The 3,065-nt window shown below is 37.2% G+C and carries 2 protein-coding genes; both read left to right on the forward strand.

The window, feature by feature from the left end; all coding sequences use genetic code 11:
• Positions 1-1,328 precede the first annotated feature (1,328 nt).
• The gene (locus tag ACFO3G_RS03495; RefSeq protein WP_380078028.1) at positions 1,329-2,357 is read left to right on the forward strand and encodes an FAD:protein FMN transferase; all 1,029 of its coding nucleotides are present in this window, start codon (positions 1,329-1,331) and stop codon (positions 2,355-2,357) included.
• A 202-nt stretch (positions 2,358-2,559) separates the two neighbouring features.
• Entirely contained in the window at positions 2,560-2,754 is a 195-nt protein-coding gene (rpsU, locus tag ACFO3G_RS03500) for a 30S ribosomal protein S21 (RefSeq protein ID WP_380078030.1), read from the forward strand.
• The last annotated feature ends 311 nt before the right edge of the window (positions 2,755-3,065 follow it).

The raw sequence follows: 3,065 nt of genomic DNA on the forward strand, positions 1-3,065 counted from the left end.
GAAAATTTTAGAAGACTGACGATTGATTATGAGTTTCATGCCGCTACTGCAGAGGCTATGGTTCAACTTGCTTTCTGCAAAATATTGCTTAATAAATTCTCTGAATAATTTTTAAACAGCTTCTAATGACTTCCCCTTTTCTTTGTCAGAAAATCGTTGCGTAAACCCAAATATGTCGATAGAATTTCGGAGCACAACTTAGATCCAAATTTTATAAGCCATTTGGTTCTTTATGACAACACACCCAAATGGTAAGGTGAAATTAAGCTGTTGACAACCATTTTATATGATTAGAAAGCAATGATATATAGTGTATTAAGAGTAATAATTTCTAATAATGGTCATTAGAATCTGCCATCTAACGACAAATTGGGAGGAAAGAGAAGAGAATACAAGTCCTTCGGTTATACTTTGAAGTATTAAACACTATTTCTTGCTTGATACTCAACTACTCAAATGCCCTCATTCAAATACAAAATTATTGCTGTCAGGCAAAACTGGATTTCATATAAATTGCTATTTAACCAAACGATATTACCTATTCTGAGGCATTAGCCTGTAAATCATGCTTAGTTCGCTCGGACAGCCAACCCTTCAATACTTTCAAAAAAGAAAACCATCCATTTAGTCAAACCCTTTGCCCATAAGGCATTCGATTGGATCAAATGCTGATTTATGACTCAATCTTGCAGGTGTTTTTGTCGGACAACCGACTTTAGAATTATTGCTGTTGATAAAACTGTTGTGGCACTTACAGGCTTGAAACCCCTACCTCTAGTGATCACGCCCTAACTAAACGGCATTATTTGTCCTATGGACTTGGCTGTACATCGCACAGAGTTTTCTCGGACAGCCTATTTTGGACCTCAAAGGGGGGCTTATCTTTCAAAATTGAAATGCTCATCCGCATAAATAAGGTATTTGAGAGACTTCAATATGCCCTTATCTACCTCAATCGGAGAGAAATGAAACAAAATATCAAATTCTCGGATTAAGAAACCCTGATCCAATGTTGACTTTTTCCCCTAAGAAAACTTTGTAGCAACAAGGAGACAATGCTATCCTGTATCATATTGATATTCTTTTGCTTATATTATATATGCGTGTGATAAGAACAAATCAAGCTTGTAACTATAATGAGTTCAAATTGCAGTATGCAGTTTGTGCCAAACAGAGCAACGTAGCGCACAAAGTAAATGCAGATAGAGTCTAAACGAGGTCTAAATCGAATTGGCATGACATTTTGGAGTTAGATGTAATAGTTCAGAATAAAAGCACTAAATTTGTGTCTTGATTTGTGCTCGAAACATAAATCCCATAGTTCGACAATGAAGAAGCTAAAGCTAATATATGCATCCATTATCTGTTTGTTTGCAATCTCTTGTATATCTTGCAAACAGACAAAAGACACTGACTATCTAATAAATAGCGGTGAGATATGGGCTACAACATACCATATTACTTACCAAAGTGATACCGCATATACAAAAGAGTTTCAAGATGAGTTTCAAAGATTTAGCAAGTCTCTAAATCCTTTTGACTCGCTTAGCTTGGTGACCCACATCAATCAAAACACGGGATTTGAGACAGATTCGCTGTTTAGAAAGTGTTTTAATCAGGCAATCCAAGTATCAGAGCTTAGCAATGGAGCTTACGATGTGACATGTTCTCCACTTGTGAATGCGTGGGGGTTTGGATTTAAGCATAAAGAAAATATTAACCAACAAAAGGTAGATAGCATACTGAAATTTGTTGGTTACAAGAAAGTCAGAATTGTTGGCAACAAGTTGATCAAGGATGATCCTCGGATAATGCTTGATTTTTCGTCAATAGCAAAAGGTTATTCTGCAGACTGTATTGCAGAAGTCTTAAATAAAAAGAAGGTTAATAATTATTTAGTAGAGATTGGAGGTGAAATAGCATTCAAAGGTTTGAGCCCTCAAGGACAAGAGTGGAGAGTAGGTATCGACAAACCCTCCTCTGACAACAAAGATGGAGACAATGACCTACAGCTGATCATTAGCTTGCCAAAGGAGGCAGGTGGATTGGCGACAAGTGGGAACTACAGAAACTTTTATATAAAAGATGGTAAAAGATATGCCCACACAATTGATCCAACAACCGGATATCCGGTACAAAGAGATGTCCTTAGTGCGACTGTGGTAGCAAAAAGCTCAATGATTGCAGATGCCTTTTCGACAACATTTATGGTTGTAGGAAAAGATAAAGCTGAAGAGATTGCTCGCAAAGCCGGCAATGTTGAGTATATGCTCATATGCTCAGGTGACAACCAGCAAACATATGTAGTCATGAGTCCCGGATTTGAAAAGATGGTCGTACAAGAAGAGGCGCAGTAAACCATAAGCAACCAACCTGAGCCAATCATGGCACAAGTAATTAAAACCTTATTGATCCTATAAATTGATATAGGATAGATTTATCATTATTTGGCTGTATAACAGAATGTTTATAACTTTGCAGCCACGCAAACTAGGAGCAAATACAAAATGCAGCTAGTCAACGAATTAGGAATTAATAAATAATAGAACAATAAATAATATGATTGTAGTACAACTCAAAGAGGGCGAAAATATCGAAAGAGCGCTTAAGAGATTTAAGAGAAAATTTGAACGCACAGGTGCGATTCGTGAACTAAGAAACAGACAAGCGTTTTCTAAACCATCTGTTATCAAAAGAAGAAAGATGGAAAAGGCCAGATATGTAAACGCTCTCAGACAAGCAGAAGAAGAGTAAATTCTTCTTTACTCAATACACAAAGGGGCTGTGCCAACCGCAGTTGGTACATCCCTTTGTTTTATAACAAGCCTAATAGCACACGCTATATACCCGGTCCGGTATAACAATGTGGAGGATTGCACATATGAGGTCAATAACTTATAAGAAGATCCGGTGTAGTTGATAGTTAAAAGACAAATACATGGTAGTATCCCAAAAAGTGTGTAAAGGAGATTTATCTTTGAGTCAAAATTAATCATTTCCTTTCATTGTTTAGTTCATCCGTCAGGCGGGCATGAAAAACACCGGGGGGATTGGCGTCCGCCCGG

It is taken from the genome of Falsiporphyromonas endometrii (assembly GCF_042654485.1).
GTDB classification, from domain to species: domain Bacteria; phylum Bacteroidota; class Bacteroidia; order Bacteroidales; family Porphyromonadaceae; genus Porphyromonas; species Porphyromonas endometrii.

Bases quoted from the DNA above. Each gene is read 5' to 3' on its own strand.
- rpsU (WP_380078030.1), top strand. From the start codon at position 2,560: ATGATTGTAGTACAACTCAAAGAGGGCGAAAATATCGAAAGAGCGCTT.
- ACFO3G_RS03495 (WP_380078028.1), top strand. From the start codon at position 1,329: ATGAAGAAGCTAAAGCTAATATATGCATCCATTATCTGTTTGTTTGCA.